18 protein-coding genes and 1 pseudogene are annotated in these 21729 nt (G+C 67.6%); 8 read left to right on the forward strand and 11 right to left on the reverse strand.

What is annotated here, in order from left to right; translation table 11 throughout:
- Positions 1-52: 52 nt before the first annotated feature.
- Positions 53-955 (forward strand): LysR substrate-binding domain-containing protein, encoded by a 903-nt coding sequence (locus ACXAFN_RS10710; RefSeq protein ID WP_474988568.1) that lies wholly within the window; start codon positions 53-55, stop codon positions 953-955.
- Positions 956-979: 24 nt separating this feature from the next.
- Here ACXAFN_RS10710 and ACXAFN_RS10715 read toward each other — a convergent pair whose 3' ends face one another.
- Positions 980-1921 (reverse strand): LysR family transcriptional regulator, encoded by a 942-nt coding sequence (locus tag ACXAFN_RS10715; RefSeq protein WP_474988570.1) that lies wholly within the window; start codon positions 1919-1921, stop codon positions 980-982.
- Between the two features lie 120 nt (positions 1922-2041).
- Here ACXAFN_RS10715 and amaB point away from each other — a divergent pair, with 120 nt between their 5' ends.
- From amaB to amaA, 5 genes are all read left to right on the forward strand, one after another.
- Positions 2042-3535, forward strand: a complete 1494-nt coding sequence (amaB, locus tag ACXAFN_RS10720) for an L-piperidine-6-carboxylate dehydrogenase (RefSeq protein WP_474988571.1) — start codon at positions 2042-2044, stop codon at positions 3533-3535.
- Positions 3536-3616: 81 nt separating this feature from the next.
- Positions 3617-5068, forward strand: coding sequence for a sodium-dependent transporter (locus ACXAFN_RS10725; RefSeq protein ID WP_474988572.1), 1452 nt, complete (start codon positions 3617-3619; stop codon positions 5066-5068).
- A complete protein-coding gene (locus tag ACXAFN_RS10730) occupies positions 5065-5370 on the forward strand; it encodes a DUF8026 family protein (protein WP_474988573.1) in 306 nt (101 codons plus the stop codon). Before ACXAFN_RS10725 ends, ACXAFN_RS10730 begins: the two co-directional genes overlap by 4 nt.
- Before the next feature lie 17 nt (positions 5371-5387).
- On the forward strand, positions 5388-6347 hold the full coding sequence (gene lhpI, locus ACXAFN_RS10735) for a bifunctional Delta(1)-pyrroline-2-carboxylate/Delta(1)-piperideine-2-carboxylate reductase (protein ID WP_474988575.1): 960 nt from the start codon (positions 5388-5390) through the stop codon (positions 6345-6347).
- Complete coding sequence (gene amaA, locus ACXAFN_RS10740) at positions 6344-7624, forward strand: L-pipecolate oxidase (RefSeq protein WP_474988576.1); 1281 nt, start codon at positions 6344-6346, stop codon at positions 7622-7624. The genes lhpI and amaA overlap by 4 nt, the downstream gene beginning before the upstream one ends.
- 281 nt (positions 7625-7905) lie before the next feature.
- Here amaA and ACXAFN_RS10745 read toward each other — a convergent pair whose 3' ends face one another.
- Positions 7906-8226 carry a carboxymuconolactone decarboxylase family protein gene (locus ACXAFN_RS10745; protein ID WP_474988577.1) on the reverse strand — a complete coding sequence of 107 codons (321 nt, stop codon included), beginning with the start codon at positions 8224-8226 and terminating at the stop codon, positions 7906-7908.
- A gap of 220 nt (positions 8227-8446) precedes the next feature.
- Here ACXAFN_RS10745 and hmpA point away from each other — a divergent pair, with 220 nt between their 5' ends.
- The gene (hmpA, locus tag ACXAFN_RS10750; protein ID WP_474988578.1) at positions 8447-9616 is read left to right on the forward strand and encodes an NO-inducible flavohemoprotein; all 1170 of its coding nucleotides are present in this window, start codon (positions 8447-8449) and stop codon (positions 9614-9616) included.
- 71 nt (positions 9617-9687) lie between these two features.
- Here the strand turns inward: hmpA and ACXAFN_RS10755 are convergent, their stop codons facing one another.
- The 7 genes and pseudogenes from ACXAFN_RS10755 to ACXAFN_RS10785 form a co-directional block, all read right to left on the reverse strand.
- A complete protein-coding gene (locus ACXAFN_RS10755) occupies positions 9688-10416 on the reverse strand; it encodes an amino acid ABC transporter ATP-binding protein (RefSeq protein WP_474989098.1) in 729 nt (242 codons plus the stop codon).
- 377 nt (positions 10417-10793) lie between these two features.
- Positions 10794-11870, reverse strand: a complete 1077-nt coding sequence (locus tag ACXAFN_RS10760) for an amino acid ABC transporter permease (protein WP_474989099.1) — start codon at positions 11868-11870, stop codon at positions 10794-10796.
- Between the two features lie 94 nt (positions 11871-11964).
- Complete coding sequence (locus ACXAFN_RS10765) at positions 11965-13140, reverse strand: amino acid ABC transporter permease (RefSeq protein ID WP_474988580.1); 1176 nt, start codon at positions 13138-13140, stop codon at positions 11965-11967.
- Between the two features lie 193 nt (positions 13141-13333).
- Positions 13334-14363 (reverse strand): annotated as a pseudogene (locus ACXAFN_RS10770) (amino acid ABC transporter substrate-binding protein).
- A gap of 152 nt (positions 14364-14515) precedes the next feature.
- Positions 14516-15253 carry a ribonucleoside-diphosphate reductase gene (locus ACXAFN_RS10775; protein WP_474988582.1) on the reverse strand — a complete coding sequence of 246 codons (738 nt, stop codon included), beginning with the start codon at positions 15251-15253 and terminating at the stop codon, positions 14516-14518.
- 294 nt (positions 15254-15547) lie between these two features.
- A complete protein-coding gene (locus ACXAFN_RS10780) occupies positions 15548-17656 on the reverse strand; it encodes an adenosylcobalamin-dependent ribonucleoside-diphosphate reductase (RefSeq protein ID WP_474988584.1) in 2109 nt (702 codons plus the stop codon).
- A 200-nt stretch (positions 17657-17856) separates the two neighbouring features.
- On the reverse strand, positions 17857-18723 hold the full coding sequence (locus ACXAFN_RS10785; RefSeq protein WP_474988586.1) for a hypothetical protein: 867 nt from the start codon (positions 18721-18723) through the stop codon (positions 17857-17859).
- Positions 18724-19022: 299 nt separating this feature from the next.
- Between ACXAFN_RS10785 and ACXAFN_RS10790 the strand changes: the two genes are divergently transcribed.
- Positions 19023-19487: an Rrf2 family transcriptional regulator gene (locus ACXAFN_RS10790; RefSeq protein ID WP_474988588.1), complete on the forward strand. Its 465-nt coding sequence runs from the start codon at positions 19023-19025 to the stop codon at positions 19485-19487.
- On the opposite strand, the gene ACXAFN_RS10795 is transcribed toward ACXAFN_RS10790, so the two are convergent.
- Both ACXAFN_RS10795 and ACXAFN_RS10800 read right to left on the reverse strand, forming a co-directional pair.
- Positions 19478-20989: a sensor histidine kinase gene (locus ACXAFN_RS10795; RefSeq protein WP_474988589.1), complete on the reverse strand. Its 1512-nt coding sequence runs from the start codon at positions 20987-20989 to the stop codon at positions 19478-19480. The two genes, ACXAFN_RS10790 and ACXAFN_RS10795, sit on opposite strands and share 10 nt — an antisense overlap.
- Positions 20986-21711 carry a response regulator transcription factor gene (locus ACXAFN_RS10800; RefSeq protein WP_474988591.1) on the reverse strand — a complete coding sequence of 242 codons (726 nt, stop codon included), beginning with the start codon at positions 21709-21711 and terminating at the stop codon, positions 20986-20988. The genes ACXAFN_RS10795 and ACXAFN_RS10800 overlap by 4 nt, the downstream gene beginning before the upstream one ends.
- Positions 21712-21729 lie beyond the last annotated feature (18 nt).

The following is a 21729-nucleotide window of genomic DNA, read 5'->3' on the forward strand; positions in this document are numbered from 1 at the left end:
GGGGCCCCGGATTAGGGTAGAATGAGGATTTTTGCGCTGGAGTCAGCGTCTCATGAAGGCCCGCCATCTCCCCTCGACCACGACACTGCAGTGCTTCGAAACCGCCGCCCGGCACCTCAGTTTCACCCGCGCGGCGGATGAGCTGAGCATCACCCAGAGCGCCATCAGCAAGCAGGTGGCGCAGCTCGAGGACTACCTGCAGCACAAGCTGTTTCGTCGGCTGCGCCGCACCCTGGTGCTGACCCCGGAGGGGTCGCTCTACCTGACCGAGGTGCGCAAGATCCTCGCTCATCTCGAGATGTCGGCCAACGCCATCATGACCTACAGCGGCCATGGTGACGTGTTGAAGGTGGCGACCCTGCCCACCTTCGGGGCGCGCTGGCTGTCGCTGCATCTTCCGGCCTTCTTCGAGGCCCATCCGGGCATCACCCTGCACCTCACCGAGCGTGTCGAAACCTTCGATCTGGAGAACGAGGGTATCGACGCGGCTATCTTCCACGGCCACGGCAGCTGGCCCAACCTCGAGTGCCATAAGCTGCTCGACGAGGAGGTCGTGGCGGTCGGCGCGCCAGGCTACCTGGCCCAACAGCGCCTCACCGACCCCGCCCACCTGGCGGGGTGCCGGCTGCTGCACCTGTCGACGCGCCCCGACGCCTGGCACCGCTGGTTCGACGACCAGGGCATCCGCACCGACCGCAGCTACCATGGCACCCGCGTCGAGACCTTTCAGACACTGATCCGCACCGTCATGGCCGGCGGCGGGCTGGCGCTGATTCCGCGCTTCATGATCCTGCAGGAGCTGGAGGAGGGGACCCTGGCCACGGCCTGGCCGTCGATACTGCGCGGCCCCAACGCCTACTACCTGGTCTATCCCGAGCACCTGGGCGAACTGGCCAAGGTGCGTCACTTCGTCTCCCACCTGCTGGGCTGCGCCACGCCTCGCAACACCGGCTGATCGCCTCATCCCGCGCCCGGCGCGCTATCCGACCTCGGCTCCCGTCACGACCGGCCCCGGACAGGCACCAACGGCCGGGGCCTCGTGGTGCTCGAGGATCCAGTCGATGAAACCCCGGACCTTGGCTACCTCGCCCTTGTATTCGGGGTAGGCCAGGTAATAGGCATCCCGGCTGGTCAGCGCAAACCCCCAGGGAATCGTCAGCTGGCCGGCCGCCAGCTCCTCCTCGACCAGGAAGCGGGGCACCAGCGCCACACCGCAGCCCGCCCGGGCGGCACTCACCGCCATGTAGAAGGTATCGAAACGCGGCCCGTGATAGCTGTGGGCGGTATAGCAGCCCTGAGCCTCGAACCAGTCGTGCCACGCCTCGGGCCGCGTCGCACTCTGCAGCAGCACCAGCTCGGTCAAGGCCAGCGGGTCGTCGATGCCGCCGGCAGGCACCACCGTTGGAGCGCACACCGGCACCATGGTCTCGTCGAGTAGCTTGATGCACTCCGCCTTCGGCCAGGCCCCGTGGCCGAAGAAGAAGGCCACGTCGACCCGCTCCTCCTCGAGGTCGAAGGGCTCCACCCGGTTGGCGATGTTCAGGTAGACCCCGGGATGGCGGAAGCGATAACCGTTGAGCCGCGGGATCAGCCAGCGGGCACCGAAGGTCGGCAAGGTGGTGACGTTGAGCACCTCGCTCTGGCCACCGTAGGACTGCATATAGCGAGTGGACATCTCGACCTGGGCCAGCACCTTACGGACCTCGGTCAGATACAGCGACCCCTCCGGAGTGACCTGCAGCCGCTTGCGAACCCGGCGAAACAGGGGATGTTCGAGCACCGACTCGAGCTGCGCGACCTGCTTGCTGACGGCGCTCTGGGTCAGGCTCAGCTCCTCGGCTGCCCGAGTGAAACTCAGGTGCCGGGCCGAAGCCTCGAAACACTGCATGGCGGAGAGGGTGGGCAGGTGGCGACGGCTCATCTCGACCCCTACAAGAAAAAATAGAATGACCTCCGTATAAAACGTCGTTTGAGGCCCGCTCGCAACCCTAGCAATACTGCTCGCGTTCCCATCACACGCATTCGAGCAGTAGGAGGAAGAATGATCGAGTCCATCATGCAACGCCTCGGGGTCAGCGAATCCCTGTACCGTGGCGGCGGCTATGCCGTGACCTCACCCACCGACGGCGGCGAGCTCGGCCGGGTGGCACTGGAAGGCGGCGAGCAGGTCAAGGCACGCATCGACCGCGCCCAGGCGGCCTTCACTCAATGGCGCCAGGTGCCGGCACCGCGCCGCGGCGAGCTGGTGCGCCTGTTCGGCGAGCAGCTGCGTCGCCACAAGGAGGATCTCGGCGCCCTGGTCACCCTGGAGTGCGGCAAGATCTACCAGGAAGGCCTCGGCGAAGTGCAGGAAATGATCGACATCTGCGACCTCGCCGTCGGTCAGTCCCGCCAGCTCTTCGGCCTGACCATCGCCTCCGAGCGCCCCGGTCACCACATGCGGGAGAGCTGGCACCCGCTGGGCCCGATCGGCCTGATCACCGCCTTCAACTTCCCGGTGGCGCCCTGGGCCTGGAACGCCGCCCTGGCGCTGGTGTGCGGCAACAGCCTGCTGTGGAAGCCCTCCGAGAAGACCCCGCTGTGCGCCCTGGCCTGCCAGGCGTTGCTCGAGCGCGCCATGGCCGAGTTCGGCGACGAGGCACCGGCGGACCTCAGTCAGGTGATCATCGGCGAGCGTGAGGCCGGCGAGGTGCTCACCGACGACCCCCGCGTGCCGCTGATCAGCGCCACCGGCAGCACCCGCATGGGCCGCGAGGTCGCGCCCCGCGTGGCCGCGCGCTTCGGTCGCAGCATCCTCGAGCTCGGCGGCAACAACGCCATGATCCTGGCACCCAGCGCCGATCTGGACATGGCCGTGCGCGCCATCCTGTTCTCCGCGGTGGGCACCGCCGGCCAACGCTGCACCACTCTGCGCCGCCTGATCGTCCACGAATCCGTGCGCGATGAGGTCGTCGAGCGGGTCAAGAAGGCCTATGCCGGCGTGACCATCGGCGACCCGATGGGCGGCAGCCTGGTCGGTCCGCTGATCGACGCCCAGGCCTTCGACCAGATGCAGTCGGTGCTGGGCAAGGCCCGCGAGCAGGGTGCCAGCGTCTTCGGCGGCGGGCGGAAGCTGGCCAACGACTATCCCAACGGTTACTACGTGGCCCCGGCCATCGTCGAGGTCGAGCGCCAGAACGAGCTGGTCAAGCACGAGACCTTCGCCCCGATCCTCTACGTGATGAGCTACCGCGACTTCGACGAGGCGCTGGCCCTGCAGAACGACGTCCCCCAGGGGCTCTCCTCCTGCGTGTTTACCACCGACGTGCGCGAGGCCGAGGCCTTCATCTCCGACCAGGGCAGCGACTGCGGCATCGCCAACGTCAACATCGGCCCCAGCGGCGCCGAGATCGGCGGCGCCTTCGGCGGCGAGAAGGAGACCGGCGGCGGCCGCGAGTCCGGCTCCGATGTCTGGAAGAGCTACATGCGTCGCCAGACCAACACCGTCAACTACTCCCGCGAACTGCCGCTGGCCCAGGGCATCAAGTTCGACTGATCACGACCGTCGCCACGCCGCTCGAGCGGCGTGGCGACGGCTTCGTGCGTGCTTCCCAACGACGAGTCATGGAGCCACGAAATGACAACAACAATCTCGAGAGAACAATGGGGTAGCCGCTTCGGCTACCTGATGGCCGTAGTCGGAGCCATGGTCGGCGCCGGCAACATCTGGCGCATGCCCTATGTCACCGGCGAGAACGGCGGCGGCGCCTTCCTGATCGCCTACTTCCTGCTACTCTACCTGATCGCCGTGCCCGGCCTGATGGGCGAAACCAGCCTCGGCCGCTACACTCGCCAGGGCCTTCTCGGCACCTTCCGGAAGATCTACGGCAACAACCGCTTCGTTGGCTTCGGGCTGGTGATCCTGATCTTCAACATCGTGTTGATGTCGTACTATTCGTCGATCGTCGGCTGGTCGATCTACTATGCCTACCATGCCCTGATCGGCACCTTCACCCAGACCGACTTCGACACCGCTGCCCTGTGGCAGGCCTTCAGCGGCAACACCGTGCTGAATGTCGGCATGCACAGCGTCGCCATGCTGATGGTCACCGGCATCCTGCTACTCGGTATCAAGGGCGGTATCGAGCGGCTGGCAAAATGGATGATGCCGATCCTGACGATCTCGCTGATCGCCATCGCCATCCGCGGCTTGACCCTGCCGGGCGCCATCGCCGGACTGGAGTTCAGCTTCTCGCCGAACTGGGCCTACCTCGCCCGGGGCGAAACCTGGCTCGCCGCCCTCGGTCAGGCGCTGTTCTCCACCGGTCTCGGCTGGGGCATCGCCCTGACCTACGGCAGCTACCTGGGACGCAACGACGATATCCCGCTGGGCGGCGGCGTCTTCACCGCCGTGGGCAACACCAGCTTCGGCCTGCTGGCCATCTTCGCCGTCTTTCCCATCGTCTTCGCCTTCGGCATATCACCGACCTCCGGCGCCGAGCTGGCCTTCGTGGCCCTTGCCAGCGCCTTCGGCAGCATGACCGGTGGCTATATATGGGCGCTGCTGTTCTTCATGAGCTTCTTCTTCGCCAACCTGACCACCGCCACCGCCATCACCGAGGTCGGCGTTACCACCTACAAGGAGGAGCGCAATCTGCCCCGCACCAAGGCCGTGTTGACGATCTGCGGCATCATCTGGCTGCTGGGCATCCCGAGCGCCATGAATGCCGATATTCTCGGCTACCTGGACTTCGTGGTCGGTAACTGGGGCCTGCCGCTGGCGACGTTCATCATCATGATCACTATCGGGTGGAAGTTCGATGCCAACCGATTACGCATCCTGAGCCTGAACCGCGGCGCCGATCTCTATGTGCCGAGCCTCTGGGAAGCCATCGTGCGCTACCAGATCCCCGCCATCATGCTCGGCATCATGGCCTACTTCCTCTACAGCAACCTCGGCACGACGCCCTGGAAGACGCTCAGCGGGCTGACCCTGCTGACGCTGATGATCCCGCTGTGCATGTGGATCATGAACCGCCGTCAGAACGGCAGCTATTCCACCACTATCGCCGGAGGTCGGACCTCATGAGCCCTTCCGCCATTATCGTCATGCTCGCCTCCATCGCTGCTCTTTGGGGAGTGGCCAGCCTTACCTTGGTCCACTCGATGCGCCAGGAGGAGCGTAAGCTGGCATTGATCGAGGCTCAGGGTAGTTTCGAGCCCTTCTCCCCCGCCGCTCAACGTGACCTCGAGTGCTGGCTCGAACATCATCCAAAAGGCGAGCCGGCTCGAGAGATACGCGAGCTCCTCGACCTGCAGCACAAGACCCTGCGTGACAATCCGCGACACTTCTATGCCTGGTCGGGACAGAACTCCGCGCCCGACCACTGAGCCAGGGAGGCAAAGACATGCAGTATCTCGACAATGCGACCCTGGCGTCGCTGATGGACTGGCCGGGACTGGTGGAGGCCCTGGAGGACGCATTCATCGCGGGGCTCGAGGCACCAGTAAGGACCCAACAGGAGATACCACGATCGAGCGGCCCCGCCATCACCCTACTCACCATGCCCGCCCACCGATCGGGGCACCGTTTCGGCATCAAATGCGCGACGGTGTCGCCCGATAACGTCCGCCTCGATCTGCCAGGCGTGCATGCCATCTATGTGCTGTTCGACGGCGACACTGGCCAGCCTTTGGCGACCCTCGAGGCCGACCAGCTCACCGCCTGGCGCACGGCCGCTGCCTCAGCATTGGCCTCGCGCCACCTTTCTCGCGAAGACGCGTCGCACCTGCTATTGCTCGGTACCGGCCGCATGGCTCGGACGCTGATCGAGGCACATGCGGCGGTCAGGCCCATCGAAACGGTCTCGGTCTGGGGGCGCAACTCTGCCAAGGCGCATCGCCTCGTCGAAGAGTTCCGCGACCGGCCCTTCGAGATCTCCACCACGGAGTCGTTATCGGACACCGTTCCGACTGCCGACATCGTCAGCTGTGCCACCATGGCCAACGAGTCGCTGTTCAACGGCGACTGGCTCCGCCCGGGTACGCATGTCGACCTGGTGGGCGCCTTCCGCCCCGACATGCGCGAGTGCGACGACACGACCATGCGTCGCGCCGAGGTGCACGTGGATACGATGGACGGCTGCCTGGAGGAGGCCGGCGACCTCCTGGCGAGCCTCGAGAGCGGCGCCATCGCACACGGCGATATACGCGGCACCCTGAAAGAGCTGTGCCGCCGCGAGGTATCCGGGCGCCGTTCACCCGAGGACATCACCCTGTTCAAGTCGGTAGGCACCGCCATCGAGGACCTGGCCGCCGCAGGCTGGTTTCTCGACCGCCACCGACTCAGCCAGAGGAAGGCGTCATGAAGCAACACTGCCTGTGGTACTACACCTCGCTCGAGCCCTCCCTGAGTCTGGATACCTTGCGAGGCGATCACACCGCCGAAATCGTGGTAATCGGCGGGGGCATCACCGGGCTCAGTACCGCCCTGCATCTCGCCGAGGCCGGCACCGATGTGGTGCTGATCGAGGCCGGCGATATCCCCAGCGGCGGCTCGGGGCGCAACGTGGGCCTCGTCAACGCGGGGCTGTGGATCCCTCCGGACGATATCTGCGAGGCGCTGGGCGAGCGGGACGGCGAGCGCGCCAATGCGATCCTCGGCGGTGCCCCCGCCGAGGTCTTCTCGCTGATCGATCGCCACGCCATCGATTGCCGGTCAACTCGCAGCGGCACCCTGCACCTGGCGCACAACGCCAAGGGAGAGCAGGAACTGGCTCGCCGCGTAGACCAGTTCCAGCGCCGCGGCGCGCCGGTCGAGCTACTGGAAGGCGAGTCCTGCCGGCAGAAGACGGGCACCCCACGTATTCGCTGCGCCCTGCTCGATCGTCGGGCGGGCACCATCAACCCCGCTGCCTATACCCGCGGGCTGGCCCAGGCCGCCGCCGCGGCCGGGGCGCGGCTGCACGGCCACAGCGCGGCGACGGGGATCGCGCGACACGGCTCGGACTGGCGCGTCACCACCGCCGAGGGAAGCGTCATCGCCCCGCGCCTGGTGATCGCCACCAACGCCTACACAGAGGACCACTGGAACCAGGTACGCCGGCACTTCTTCCCCGGCCATTTCTTCCAGGTCGCCTCGCGCCCACTGCCAGACGATATCGCCGGAGAGATCCTGCCCGAGCGCCAGGGCGCTTGGGACACCCGCATGGTGCTCAGCAGCATGCGACGCGATGACGAGGGTCGCCTGATTCTCGGCAGCCTGGGCAAGGGAGACGGCCGGCCTCAGGCCTATGTCCGCGGCTGGGCCGACCGCATCCAGCGCCACTACTTCCCCCAGCTGGGGCGCGTCGACTGGGAATGTACCTGGACCGGACGAATCGCCTTCACGCCCGACCACACCCTGCGGCTATTCGAACCCGCGCCCGGGATCCTGGCCGCCTCGGGCTACAACGGTCGCGGCATCACCACCGGCACGGTGGTAGGCAAGGGCTTCGCCCATTATCTCACCCGCGGCGACGACGCCCTGCTGCCGCTGCCGATACGCACCCCGAAGCCGGTTCGCGGCAAGCCGCTGTGGAGTACCTGTTACGAGGGTGGCTTCACCCTCTATCACACCGGCCAATGCCTGCGGGTATTGATCTGAGTGCCACCCCGCCAGGAGAAATGGCACCAGGATGTCACGCTTGATCGATCGCCTTGACGCGCCATCGAGACAGAAGCAATCACATGACCGACCCAACAACATCGTCTGCCCATCGCCAGGCACCGGGGTGTCGGCACTGCCCCGGTGAGCCTGACCCTCGTCGCTATCGGGGTACAGATCTTCCGTTGCGGCGACTTCACCCCGCGCATCCCGCTGGCAATCGGCCTGACGATCACCTCTCTGATACAACTGCCGGCCTCCACGGTGAGCGCGTCACGACTTCATGTATCTTCGGTGATGTCCCCGATCCAGGTCATTGCCGCGACGCTCGCCGGCAGCCCCAGGGTGGGGATGCCCAGCAGCGCCACCTGCTCGAGCGCCTCGGGGGATTCGCCCTCGGTCAGGGCTCGGCGCACATGGGAGTGCACGGCGCCCTCTGACCCGGCGCCCACCGCCAGGGCCAGCTTGACCAGGCGACGGGTGCGCGCATCCAGCGGACCGCTCTCGGCGCAGGCCTTGCCCAGTGCCGCGAAGGCACGCCATACCTCGGGATGACGCTCGGCCACCTGGCCGGCACCGGCGGGAAGCTCCTGTCTCGTCATGGGGGGCTCCTTGGGACGATGACTGACGGCCTCAGTATAGAAGCCAGCCGACCGTCCGACGTCGTCGCGCGGTGCCGTCGAGCCCCACCGGCGCCGCTCCGGACTTGATGCAGATCAAGCCGGGGCGGACTGCGACAATCTTGACCACCTCGGCGGCTGGTCCGACGCCACACATAGAGGTATTTTATATGCATCTTTAAACGATGCCCGGAGCCATCCCATGCTGACCCAAGACCAGGAACGCCTGATCGCCGCCACCGCCCCGGTGGTCGCCGAGCACCTCGACGCCATCACCCAGCGCTTCTACCCGCTGATGTTCGCTCGCTATCCCGCGGTCGCTCCGTTGTTCAACCAGACCCACCAGACCAACGGCGGCCAGCCTCGGGCGCTCGCCGCCGCGGTACTGGCCTACGTGCAGCTGCGCCAGGACCCCGCCCGGGTGCGCGAGGTGCTGGCCACGGTGGTCGGCAAGCACGTATCGCTGGATATTCGCCCCGAACAGTACCCGATCGTCGGCGAGTGCCTGATGGCGGCGATCGGCGAGGTCCTGGGCGATGCCGTGACGCCGGAGATCGCCGACGCCTGGGGCGCGCTCTACGAGGAGCTGGCCGGCCTGCTGATCGAGCTGGAGGAGCGGCGCTATCGGACCTTCGAGCAGCAGCCCGGCGGCTGGCGCGGGCCCCGCGAGTTCCGCATCGCCGAGACGCGCCAGGAGAGCGCGGCGATCCGCTCCTTCGTACTGGTACCCACCGACGGCGGCCCGGTGGCCGATCATGCGCCCGGCCAGTACATCGGCGTGCGCCTGACCATCGACGGCCAGCCGGTGCATCGCCACTACAGCCTCTCGGCGATGCCCAACGGCCGCAGCGTTCGCATCTCGGTGAAGCGCGAGGCCGACGGCACGGCCAGCCGCCACCTCCACGATGCCATGGCCGTGGGCGACACCCTGGCGCTGCTGCCGCCCGCCGGAGAGCTGACCCTGGTGGCCGGCGAAGAGCCCCTGCTGCTGGCCAGCGGCGGCGTCGGCCAGACACCGATGCTGCCGATCGCCCGCCAGGCCCTGGCCCAGGGTCGCCGGGTGATCTACCTGCACGCTGCCCTGGACGCCGAACATCACGCCTTCACCGATGAACTCGAGGCATTGGCCGCCGAGCATCCCGAGCGCCTGACCTCGGTGGCCATTCACGAGCGCGGCGAGGCGGCCGAGCATGCCGGCCGCGTGGACCGCGACCTGCTGGCCCGCTACCTGCCAGAGGGCGCGCGCTGCTACTTCGTCGGCCCCCAGGGCTTCATGTCCGCCGTGGATCGCTACCTGAAGGAGCTGGGCATTCCCGACGAGCGTCGCCACTACGAGCACTTCGGCCCGGCGCGCGCCCTCGACGCCGCCTGATCGCTGCTGACAACCAAAACGGCCCGGACGCCTTGGCGTCCGGGCCGTTGTCGTGGGAGCCCGGACCTCGATCAATGGCCCAATATCTGGCTCAGGAACAGCTTGGTGCGGTCCGACTCCGGATGGTTGAAGAAGGTCTCCGGCGGGGCCTGCTCGATGATTTGCCCCTGGTCCATGAAGATGACGCGGTCGGCCACGGTCTTGGCAAAGCCCATCTCGTGGGTCACGCAGAGCATGGTCATGCCGTCCTGGGCCAGCTCGATCATCACGTCCAGCACCTCCTTGATCATCTCCGGGTCCAGCGCCGAGGTGGGCTCGTCGAACAGCATCACCTCCGGGCGCAGGCACAGCGCCCGGGCGATGGCGACGCGCTGTTGCTGCCCACCGGACAACTGGCCCGGGTACTTGCGGGCCTGGTCGGCGATCTGTACCCGCTCGAGAAACTCCATGGCGGTGGCCTCGGCCTCGCGCCGGGGCTTCTTCTGCACCCAGGTCTGGGCGATGCAGCAGTTGTCGAGCACCGACAGGTGGGGAAACAGGTTGAAGTGCTGGAACACCATGCCCACGTGACGGCGGATCTGCTCGATGCGCTTGACGTCCTGGGTCATGCGCACCCCGCCCACGCTGATGCTGCCCTGCTGGTGTTCCTCCAGATGGTTGATGCAACGAATCAGGGTGGACTTGCCGGACCCGGAGGGCCCGCACACCACGATGCGCTCCCCCGGTTGAACGGTCAGGTCGATATCGCGCAGTACGTGGAAGTCCCCGTACCACTTGTTGAGGCCGGCGATCTCGATCATCGGCGTATTCGAATCTTGTGTGGTGGCCGCTTGAGCAGACATGGCTGCCTCCCGATCAATGTGTTGTTGTGGGCCTGGAGGCGCGATAAACGCGCTCCTGGAGGCCCTGGTTGTCAGTGGCCGGCATACAGACGCCGCTCGATGTTGTGAGCCCGGAAGCGCGACACACGCGCTCGCGAGCCCCTTCTCCTCGGCGCCGCAGAGCCTCAATGCCCGGTATGCAGGCGCCGCTCGATGCCGTGAGCCCGGAAGCGCGACAAACGCGCTCCTCGAGGCCCTGGTGGTCAGTGGCCGGTATGCAGGCGCCGTTCGATGTTGTGAGCCCGGAAGCGCGACACACGCGCTCGCGAGCCCCTTCTCCTCGGCGCCGCAGAGCCTCAATGCCCGGTATGCAGGCGCCGCTCGATGTACTGGCTGTAGCGCGACATGCCGAAGCAGAAGATCCAGAACATCAGCGCGGCGAACACATAGCCCTCGGTGGCGAAACCCAGCCAGTTGGTGTCGGTGAGCCCGGCGCGAATGATCGCCAGCAGGTCGAACAGGCCGATGATCAGCACCAGCGAGGTGTCCTTGAACAGCGCGATGAAGGTATTGACGATGCCGGGGATCACCAGCTTCAGCGCCTGGGGCAACACGATCAGTCCCATGCGTCGCCAATAGCCCATCCCCAGTGCCTTGGCGGCCTCTTCCTGGCCCTTGGGAATCGCCTGCAGGCCGCCGCGCACCACCTCGGCCATATAGGCACTCCAGAAGAACATGATGCCGATCAGCGCACGCAAGAGCTTGTCGAACTCGACTTCGCTGGGCACGAACAGCGGCAGCATCACCGAGGCCATGAACAGCACCGTGATCAGCGGCACGCCTCGCCAGAACTCGATGAACACCACCGACAGGCTGCGCACCAGAGGCATCTGCGAGCGCCGACCCAGCGCCAGGATCACCCCCAGCGGCAGCGAGCCGACGATGCCGACGATGGCCACGGTCAGGGTCAGCATCAGGCCGCCCCACTCCCGGGTCGGCACCGCCGGCAGGCCAAAGTGGCCGCCCAGCAGCAATAGCCAGGCGATCAGCGGGAAGCCCACCAGGGCGAAGATCACCACCCAGCGCTTGGCCGGCAGCCGGGGGATCATCAGCCAGGCGATGGTGGCGACCAGCAAGGCCAGGGTGATGTCGACCCGGTAGCGCTCCGCCACGGGGTAGAAGCCGTAGACGATGGTCTCGAAGCGGGCGCTGATGAACACCCAGCAGGCGCCCTCGCCGCTGCAGGCCTCGCGGGTGGTGCCGATCCAGTCGGCGTCGATGATGGCCCACTGCAGCAGCGGGGTCAGCGCCCACACCAGCACCGCCAGGGTCATCAAGGAGACCAGCGAGTTGAGCGGCGTCGAGAACAGCCGGCTGCGCAGCCAGCCAGTGACCCCATGACGCGACACCGGTGCCGGCCGGGCCGCGATCATGGTGTGTTCGGTGGATACCGCATCCGGCACGACGGGACCGTCGGCCGGCGGATTGATCGGGGACTGGGAAGGAGGCTTGGGGGAGTCAGTCATCTCAGCGCTCCTTGAGCAGGGTACGGGCGTTGTAGACGTTCATCAGCGCCGACACCACCAGGCTGATGGTCAGGTAGACCGCCATGGTCATGGCGATGATCTCGATGGCCTGGCCGGTCTGGTTGAGGCTGGTCCCGGCGAATACCGCCACCAGGTCGGGATAGCCGATGGCGGTGGCCAACGACGAGTTCTTGATCAGGTTCAGGTACTGACTGGTCATCTGCGGCACGATCACTCGCATCGCCTGGGGGATCACCACCTTGCGCAGGGTGATGTTGCCCGGCAGGCCGATCGCCCGGGAGGCCTCGATCTGGCCCTTGGGCACCGACTGGATCCCCGAGCGCACGATCTCGGCGATGAAGGAGGCGGTGTAGATCGACAGCGCCAGCCACAGCGCCATCAGCTCCGGAATGACGGTGATGCCGCCCGCGAAGTTGAAGCCCTTGAGCGAGGGCACTTCCCAGCCGAGCGGGCTGCCACTGCCCAGGAACGTCAACAGCGGCAGGCCGATGAGCAGGGCGCTGCCGAGCCAGTACACCGGCAGCGCCCTGCCGGTGTACTGCTGCAGTCGCTTGGCATAGGTGCCGAGCACGACCACCGCCAGGATCGCCGCCACCAGCGCCAGCTGGGTCAGGCCGAAGCCCGGCTCCGGCACCGGCGCCGGCACGATCAATCCGCGCACGTTGAGAAAGAATGCCTCGAGCAGCGACAGGCTCTGGCGCGGGCTGGGCAGCGCCTGGAGCACGGCGAAGTACCAGAACAGAATCTGCACCAGCAGCGGGATATTGCGGAAGGTCTCGACGAAGGCCGCCGCCAGGCGGGCCAGCAGCCAATTGGGCGACAGGCGGGCGATGCCCACGGCGAAACCGATCAGGGTCGCGGCCAGGATGCCCAGTGCAGACACCAGCAGGGTATTCAGGAGCCCCACCACGAAGGTTCGGGCGTAGCTGCTGTCGCCGGTATAGTCGATCAAGGTCTGGGGAATCGAGAACCCGGCGCGTTCGCCGAGGAAATCGAAACCGGTGGTGATGCCCCTGGCCTCCAGGTTCGTCAGGGCGTTGCCGATCATCATCGCGATCAGGGCGGCGAGGCCTGCCAGCAGCAGCGCCTGGATGATCAGCGCACGAAAGGCGGGACGCCGCCATAGCGGCGTCCTTTCGATGGGGGGCGTGGACATGGCGAGCCTCTCGTTGGACGACGCCCGCACGGACTCGGGCGGCTCGCGGGGATCCTCCCGCGGCCGATCCGGGGCCTGGCGCCGTCATTCGGTCCAGATGGGTCAAGCGGCCCCGGCCAAGGCCGGAGCCGCATCGGGCTAGGCTCGGTACGAAACGCCAAGGAATGCCGGCACGCTTCGTACAAGCATCGAATCAGCGAACCGGCGGGGCGTAGAGGATACCGCCGTCGTTCCACAGGGCGTTCATGCCACGGCTGATGCCCAGCGGCGAGTTCTCGCCCACGGTGTCGGCGAACACCTCACCGTAGTTGCCCACCTGGGAGACGATGTTGTAGGCCCAGTCATTGGACAGGCCCAGCTGCTCGCCATAGGTGCCATCGACGCCGAGAAGGCGCGCCACCTGGGGGTTGGGCGGATCGTTCTTCATCTGTTCGACGTTGTCGCGGGTGACCCCCCAGCTCCTCGGCATTGACCATGGCAAAGACCGTCCACTTGACGATATCGAACCACTGATCGTCACCCTGGGCGACCACCGGCCCCAGCGGTTCCTTGGAGATCAGCTCGGTCAGGATCTCCACGCTGTCGGGCTCCGGCAGCTGCAGGCGCAGGGCGCTGAGCTGGGAGGTGTCCGAGGTCAGGACGTCGCAGCGGCCACTGGCGAAGCCCGAGGCGGTCTGGTCCGGGGTATCGAAGGTCACGGTGTTGATGTCGATGCCCTTGGCGGGGAAGTAGTCCGCCAGGTTCAGCTCGTGGGTGGTGCCGGACTGGATGCAGATGGAGGCGCCGTTAAGGTCCTCCAGGCTTTCGATGCCGAGCTCCTTGGCCACCATGAAGCCCTGGCCGTCGTAGAAGGTGGTGGTGGTGAAGTTGAGGCCCAGGGAGTTGTCCCGGGTCGCCGTCCAGGTGGTGTTGCGCGAGAGCACGTCGATCTCGCCGGACTGCAGGGCGGTGAAGCGCTCCTTGGCGGTCAACGGGGTATAGACCACCTTGTCGGCGTCGCCGAACACGGCGGCGGAGACCGCTCGGCAGGTCTCTACGTCGAGCCCCTGCCAGTTGCCGTTCTCGTCCGGCGAGGAGAAGCCGGACAGGCCCACGTTGACCCCGCAGTGGAGCTCGCCGCGGGAGGTCACTTCGTCCAGGGTGGCCGCCGAGGCGGTGCTGGCCATTCCCAGGCCGAGGGTCGTGATGGACAGTGCGATGAGCGTCTTGTTGTTGTGGCGCATGCCTATGACTCCATGGCTGGTGTTATACGATTCGTGCCTTGGTTCAGCACTTCCGAACATAACAGACCATGGGGGCCTCGAGGCCGGCTTGCCATTAAACGTTTGTCTCGCTTCCGGCCCGGCATCCCGAACGCCGACGATCATCCGAGGCTCTATCCACACCTGGACCAGCCGCACCCCGCATAGCAGGTCGGGCAACCATCCAGCATGATCAGGTCGCCCCGGCACTCGGGGCATCGGCCAACCACGGCGGGCTGGCCCGACCGCGTCTCGGCGTCGTGCTCGCCGCGGGCCGGTTCCTCGGCGCTCGGCGGCGGCCTGGCCTGGCCCGCCTGGCGCCGGGCATAACGGGCCACCAGCGTCTCCACCGGCACCTGATGCCCCTCCTGATCGAGGAAGCCGCGCCGATGCAGGATCCGCTGGATCGACCAGGCGATGGCGGCGACCTCGGAGTCGTGAAACATCGGCTTGCCCCAGCGGTTCATGCCGCAGCGCACTAGCCCCTTGTCCCACGCCACCTTGCGCAGGTCGGCCACTGCCTGGGTGACATAACCGCCCCGGGCGGCCAACGACAGGCTGCGCATGGTGGCGGTGATCCACTGGTGCTCGCTGGACAGCTGGCCGGAGGGAAAGAAGAACTCCACCGGGCGCTCGATGACCACCCGCTTGCCGCCCAGTACGCCTTCCACCGGCATGAAGGACACCAGCAGGTAGACCTTCTTGCGGCCCTCGGCGCCGACATAGGCGATCTTCTCCGAGACGGCCTCCAGGGTGCCCTCGGGGCGCGAGGCGATACGCACCGTCAGCGGGTCCTCGTCCACCGGCGGCGGAGTGTCCTCCCCGCGCTTGACGCGGGACGACACGATCCTCGAGGTGATCTCGACGCTCATGACGGGGCTCCTGTGAAAGAGGGTGGCATCGCAACTGATATCTGTGGTTTCCGCTGTTCGGCGCTGATCCGGCAACAAGTCCCGGGGTGCCGGACCAGCGAGGAGGCGCTGTAAATACCTCCCTGTACGCTACCGGCGCCCTGCTCCGCTCTCGCGTCCTACGCCGCTCGCAGGACCGGTGCTGGCCATCCATGGCCAGCCCGTTCGGAGCGATGCTCCTCACCCATGGCGCAGGACCTCCTCTTCGACTTGCCCCCGGCGCGCCTCGCAACAGGCAACTGAGCGAGCATCGGCTTACCACTTGCCATAGGTGCCCTCCTTCAGGGCCTCGTAGAGGTTCGCCGCGGTGTGCTCCTCGCCCTCGTAGATCACCGACTCGTCGCCGGAAAGCTCGACGGTCTCGCCGTTCTCCAGCTCGAAGACGTACAGGGTGTTCTTGAGGTCGTCCTCGCGCACCAGCACGCCCTGGAAGGCTTCGGGGTTGAAGCGGAAGGTGGTGCAGCCCTTGAGCCGGCTGGCGTAGGCCTCCAGGTAGAGGTCCTTGAAGTCCTCGAAGGCGAAGTCGCTGGGCACGTTCACCGTCTTGGAGATCGCCGAGTCCACCCAGGCCTGGGCCGCGGCCTGCACCGCCACATGCTGGGCGGGCGAGACGCCGTCGGCGGTGACGAAATAGTCCGGCAGATCGCTCTCCACCGCCTCCGGCGCCACCCAATGGCGGTAGGCGGCGAACTCCAGGGAGACCACCTCGACCTGCGCCTTGGTCTTGCGCCCTGCGTGGATCACGTTGCGAAAGTAGCGATGCGAGAAGGACGGCTCGATGCCGTTGGAGGCGTTGTTGCCCAGCGACAGCGAGATGGTGCCGGTAGGCGCGATGGAACTGTGATGGGTGAAGCGCGCCCCATGCTCGGCGAGCTCGGCCACCAGCTCGGGCTCCACCTCGGCGAGCTTCTGCATGTAGCGGCTGTAACGGGCGTGCAGGATCCGGCCGGGAAGCCGGTCGCCCACCGCGAAGCCGTCGCGGGCCAGCTCCGGCCGCTCGCGCAGCATCCGCGGGGTCAGCTCGAACGCCTCGGCCAGCACCGGGGCCATGCCCTTCTCCCGGGAGAGCGCCAACGCCTGCTTCCAACCCTCGACGGCCAGCACCCGGCTGACCTCCTCGGTGAAGGCCAGCGACTCCGGCGAGCCGTAGGGAATCTTGAGCAGGGTCAGCGCCGAGCCCAGCCCCAGGAAGCCCATGCCATGGCGTCGCTTGGCCTCGAGCTCCCGGCGCTGGCCCTCCAGGGGCAGGCCGCTGATTTCCACCACGTCGTCGAGCATGCGGGTGAAGATCGCCACCACCCGGCGGTAGCGGGCCCAGTCGAAGCGCGGCGCCTCGCCGAAGGGCTCGAGCACGAAGCGGGTCAGGTCGATCGAGCCCAGCAGGCAGGCGCCCTCGGGGGGCAATGGCTGTTCGCCGCATGGGTTGGTCGCCCGGATCTCCTCGCAGAACCAGTTGTTGTTCATGCGGTTGACCTGGTCGATCAGGATGAAGCCCGGCTCGGCGAAGTCGTAGGTGGAGCGCATGATGATGTCCCACAGCGCGCGGGCGCGCACCACCTCGACGATGCGACAGGCCACCCGACCGTCGGCATCCAGGGTGTAGCCCTCTTCGACCACCGGCCAGTCGCGATAGACCAGCTCGCGCTCGTCGACATCGGCCTTCTCGGCGGGGTGCAGGGGAAAGGCCAGCGCCCAGTCGGCGTCGGCGCGTACCGCCTCCATGAACGCGTCGCTGATCAACAGGCTGAGATTGAACTGGCGCAGGCGGCCGGCCTCGCGCTTGGCCTCGATGAAGGCTCGAACGTCCGGATGGCCCACGTCGAGGGTGCCCATCTGGGCGCCGCGACGCCCGCCCGCCGAGGCCACCGTGAAGCACATCCGGTCGTAGATATCCATGAACGCCAGGGGGCCGTTGGTGCCGGCGCCGGCGCCGAACACGAAGGCCCCGCGGGGCCGCAGCGGTGAGAAGTCATAGCCGATCCCCGCGCCGCTCTTCAGCGTCATCCCGGCATCCACCACGCCCTCGAGGATGTCGCGCATCGAGTCGCGGAGGGTCCGCGACACCGTGCAGTTGATCAGGCTGACCGCCGGCTTGACGGACTCGGCGCCGGCGTTGGCCAGGATGCGCCCGGCGGGAATGGCGCCGTTGTCCAGGGCCCAGCGAAAGCACGCCCGCCAGGCCCGAGGGTCGGCTTCCACCGCGGCCAGCGCCCGGGCCACGCGCTCTCGGGTGGCGTCGATATCCGCATCCAGCGGAGCGCCGTGGCGATCCTTGAGGCGATACTTGGCGTCCCAGATGTCGAGAGACGGCGCCTGCCTCGGCACCTCGTCGACGGATGGGGCACCCCTGGCCGTCGTACGCATTGATCGCTCCCCTCGACCATGGGGCCTCCATGGTCATGTCGCGTCTATTACGAGACCGATACACCACATATAGATGATAGGACCGAATCTAGCACACGATATAGGCTTCCGAGCGGGAGCGTCACCGGCGTGCCCACAGAAAAGGGCGCCCGATCGTCTCGATCGAGCGCCCTGCCGTGTCGGCTTGCCGAATGGCCGGCCTAGAAGCGGCCGCCTGCCCCGCCACCGGGGCCACCGGGACTGCCACCGCCCATGCCGGATCCGGTGCCACCGGCACCGCCGCCGCCACCGGGGCTGCCGCCGTTGCCGCCGGCGCCTGAGCCGCTGCCTCCGGAACCGCTGCCGGAACCACTGCCGGAGCCACCACCGGAACCAGAGCCGCTACCTCCACTGGAACCACCACCGCCACCGGATCCGCCGTTACCGCCACCGCCGTTCCCGTTACCGCCGCCGGGACCGCCGCCGTCACCGCCGCCACCGGGACCGCCGCCGCCACCGGGACCGCCGCCGTCACCGCCGCCACCGGGACCGCCGCCGTCACCGCCGCCGCCGGGGCCGCCGCCATCACCGCCGCCATCACCGCCGCCATCACCGCCGCCGTCACCGCCGCCGTTATCGCCGCCGTCACCGCCGCCGTTATCGCCGCCGTTATCGCCGCCGTCATCGCCGCCGTCGTCGCCGCCGTCATCGCCGCCGTCATCGCCGCCGTCGTCGCCCTCGTCGTCGTCGGAGGGCGGCTCCGGCTCGGAAGGCACCACGGCCACCAGCCTCAGGAAGGACGATCCATCGCAGCCCTCCAGATAGCCGCCACCGCAGCCCCCCCCGCCGCCGCCACCGGCAGCGGGTGCCGGTAGATCGTCGAGCAGTTCGGCGAGCTCCTCATCGGTCAGGCGACCCGCCCCCGTTCCCTCAGCCGGTTGCGTCAGCTGATCGTTGGCAATGCCTGCCATCTCATCGTCCGAGAGCGTGCCACTCGTTCCTTGCGCCGAAGCCGACTGGGCCTGCACCCCGGAAGCTGACAAACAGCCTACCGCAACGACCAAGGCAGCCAATTTGAACCCTTGCATAGCTACCCCCTCCTTCGTCGCCGGCCAGGAACCGTCGACGACACATTACGCCAGACAACATTTTGTTACATACAGCTCAAGCATCGTAATCAACTGCAAAGTTCACCATCAGAAAAGAGGCTGATAATTGAGGGAGAAGTATCAGGCGCACTCTTGCAGCGAAATGATCAGAAAACCCATACCGGGCTCTCATGGCCACTGTCGGCCACGCCCGGCTGCACCCCGGGGCCTCGCGAGACGCCGGGCCAGTCCCCGGGCTTGCTGGTAGAATCGTCGGCGACGACGCGCCCGGAGGCCCCATGCACCTGACCCAGTTCACCGATTATTCGCTGCGTGTGCTGATCCACGTGGCCGTCAAGGGAGAGCGCCGGGCGACCATCGCCGAGATCGCCGAACGCTTCGACATCTCGCGCAACCACCTGATGAAGGTCGTGCAGGGGCTGAACCGACTCGGCTACCTCACCACCGTGCGCGGCAAGCACGGGGGCCTGCTGCTGGGTCGCGAGCCCGCCGACATCTCGCTCGGCGCGCTGATACGCGACACCGAACCCGACCTCTGCCTGGTGGAATGCTTCGGCGACCACAGCGCCTGCGTCATCTCCCCGGCCTGCCGCCTCAAGTCGGTGCTCGGCGAGGCCCTGGCCGCCTTCCTCGCGGTGCTCGACCGCTACACCCTGGCCGATATGCTCGGCCCCCATCGCGCCGAACTGGAACAGCTGCTGCGCCTGGTCGAGCCACCTCCCGCGGCCGAGCCTCAGCCGTAGGGCATCGAGCGCTCTCCATCCCGATCGGCACGGGCCAGGCGAAAATCGACCGTGGTGCCGTGCCCGGGGCGGCTGTCGATCGTCAGCCGAGCGCCATGGCGTTCGCCGATCTCGCGCACGATCGACAGGCCAAGCCCCGAGCCCTCGCCCCGGCGTCGGCTTGCCTCGGTGCGATGGAAGCGCTGGGTCACCAGCGGCAGCTCCTCCGGCGCGATGCCGACGCCATCGTCGCTCACCCCCACACGCACCCGATCTCGCTGCGCCTCGGCCCACAGGCACACTCGCCCGCCCGCCGGGGTCGCCCGCAGCGCGTTGTCGATCAGATTGGCCAGGGCACGGTCGATCAGCCCCAGATCGGCCTCGACCCAGGGCAGCTCGGGGGCGACCTCGACCACCAGGCCGACGCCCGCCTCCCGGGCCTGATCCTGGAACTTGCCGACGATGTCGTGGGCCAGCTCGGCGAGCGAGAAGGCCTCGCACTGCAGCGGCCGGTCATAGGCATCGAGCCGCGCCAGGGTCGACAGCTGCTGGGCCAGCCGAGTCAGCCGCGAGGCGTTGTCGAGCACGCCGACCAGCCGCCGGCGACGCTCCTCCACCGGCAGGTCGTCGCGCTCGAGCAGGTGCTCGACGTTGCCGCGCAGCGAGGTCAGTGGCGTGCGGAAGTCGTGGGAGAGGTTGGCCACCAGCTCGCGGCGCTGGCGGTCGGTCTCGCGCAGCGCGCGAACCTGCGCCTCGATGGTGCCGGCCATGTGGTTGAAGGCCTCTCCCAGCCGACCCAGCTCGTCGTGGCCGGGGTCGGCCAGGCGGGCCTTGAGCTGCCCCCCGGCGAAGCGCCGCACGGCGGCGGTCAGCCGCGAGAAGCGCCTCGTCAGCAGGGCGAACCAGACCAGGCCCAGCAGGCCCGAGATCAGTACCGCCAGGCCGCCCGCCGCCACCAGGGTGCGGGTGATGGAGCTGGTGCGCAGCATGGCCAGCATCGACGCCTGGCTGGCCTTGTTGAGATCGGCATACAGGTAGCCCGGCCGGTCATCGGCCCCGTAGCGAATCCGCGCCACCGAGAACACGCCCGGCTCGCCGCCGCACGGCGAGGCGGCCGTCACCGGCAGCATCGGCGAATCGCCGAGCAGCGCCTCCAGGGCATCGAGTTCGACCCGGCTGCCCAGCCCGCAGCCGGGCGGCGTATAGTCGACGATCACCCGGCCCTCGGCGTCGATCACGTAGAGCGACAGCGAGGGGTTGATGGCCAGGATATGGCGGGCCGTTTGCCGCGCCGCGGCGCTGTCGGCCCCCTCGTGCAGCGCCGGGCGCATGACCCGGGCCAGGTCGTCGGCCAGGCCCACCGCCTGACGCTGCTGGAGCTCCCGGCTCAGCTGGTCGAACTGGCTGATGGCAAGCCAGGCCACCGCCACCGACAGCAACAGCAGCCCGCTGAGGTAGACCAGCGCGATCCGCGCAAACAGGCTGCGTCCCCAGGCCACCAGGCGGCAACCCAGCGCCCTCATGCGCCCTCCTCCTCGGCCACGAAGCGATAGCCCACGCCCCACACGGTCTGGATGAAGCGCGGCCGAGCCGGGTCGGCCTCGACCTTGTTGCGCAACCGGTTGATATGGGTGTTCACGGTATGGTCGAAGCCATCGAACTCCTTCCCCCACACCCGGTCGAGCAGCTCGCCGCGACTGAAGCTGTGGCCGGGATGCCGGGCGAACAGCGCCAGCAGGGCGAACTCCTTGCCGGTCAGCTGTACCGGCCGCTCGTCCAGGGTGACGCGATGCTGGTCGATATCGATGACCAGCCCACCCCGGACGATCGGGGCGACCGGCACGACCTCGTCTTCCGCCGGGGCGGCACGCTGGCCGCGCCGCAGCAGCGCCTGGACGCGGGCCATCAGGATCGGCAGGTGGAAGGGCTTGGTGACGTAGTCATCGGCGCCGATCTCGAGACCCTGCACCACGTCGCGGATCGCCGCCTTGGCGGTCACCATCAGCACCGGGGTGTGGGCGTCGCGGGCCCGCAGCCGCCGACACACCTCCAGGCCGTCGATGCCGGGCAGCATCAGATCGAGCATCACCAGGTCGAAGGGGTCGTCTGCCGCCCCCTCCAGGGCCGCCAGGGCCGACTCGCCGTCGAGGACCCGCTCGCAGCGATGGCCGGCCTCGCCGAGGCGTTCGCCGAGCAGCTTGCCGATGTCGGGATTGTCCTCGACGCAAAGAATCCGATAGGGCATGGACGCAGGCTCCTGGCG

This window comes from Halomonas sp. ABH4_019, assembly GCF_056159885.1.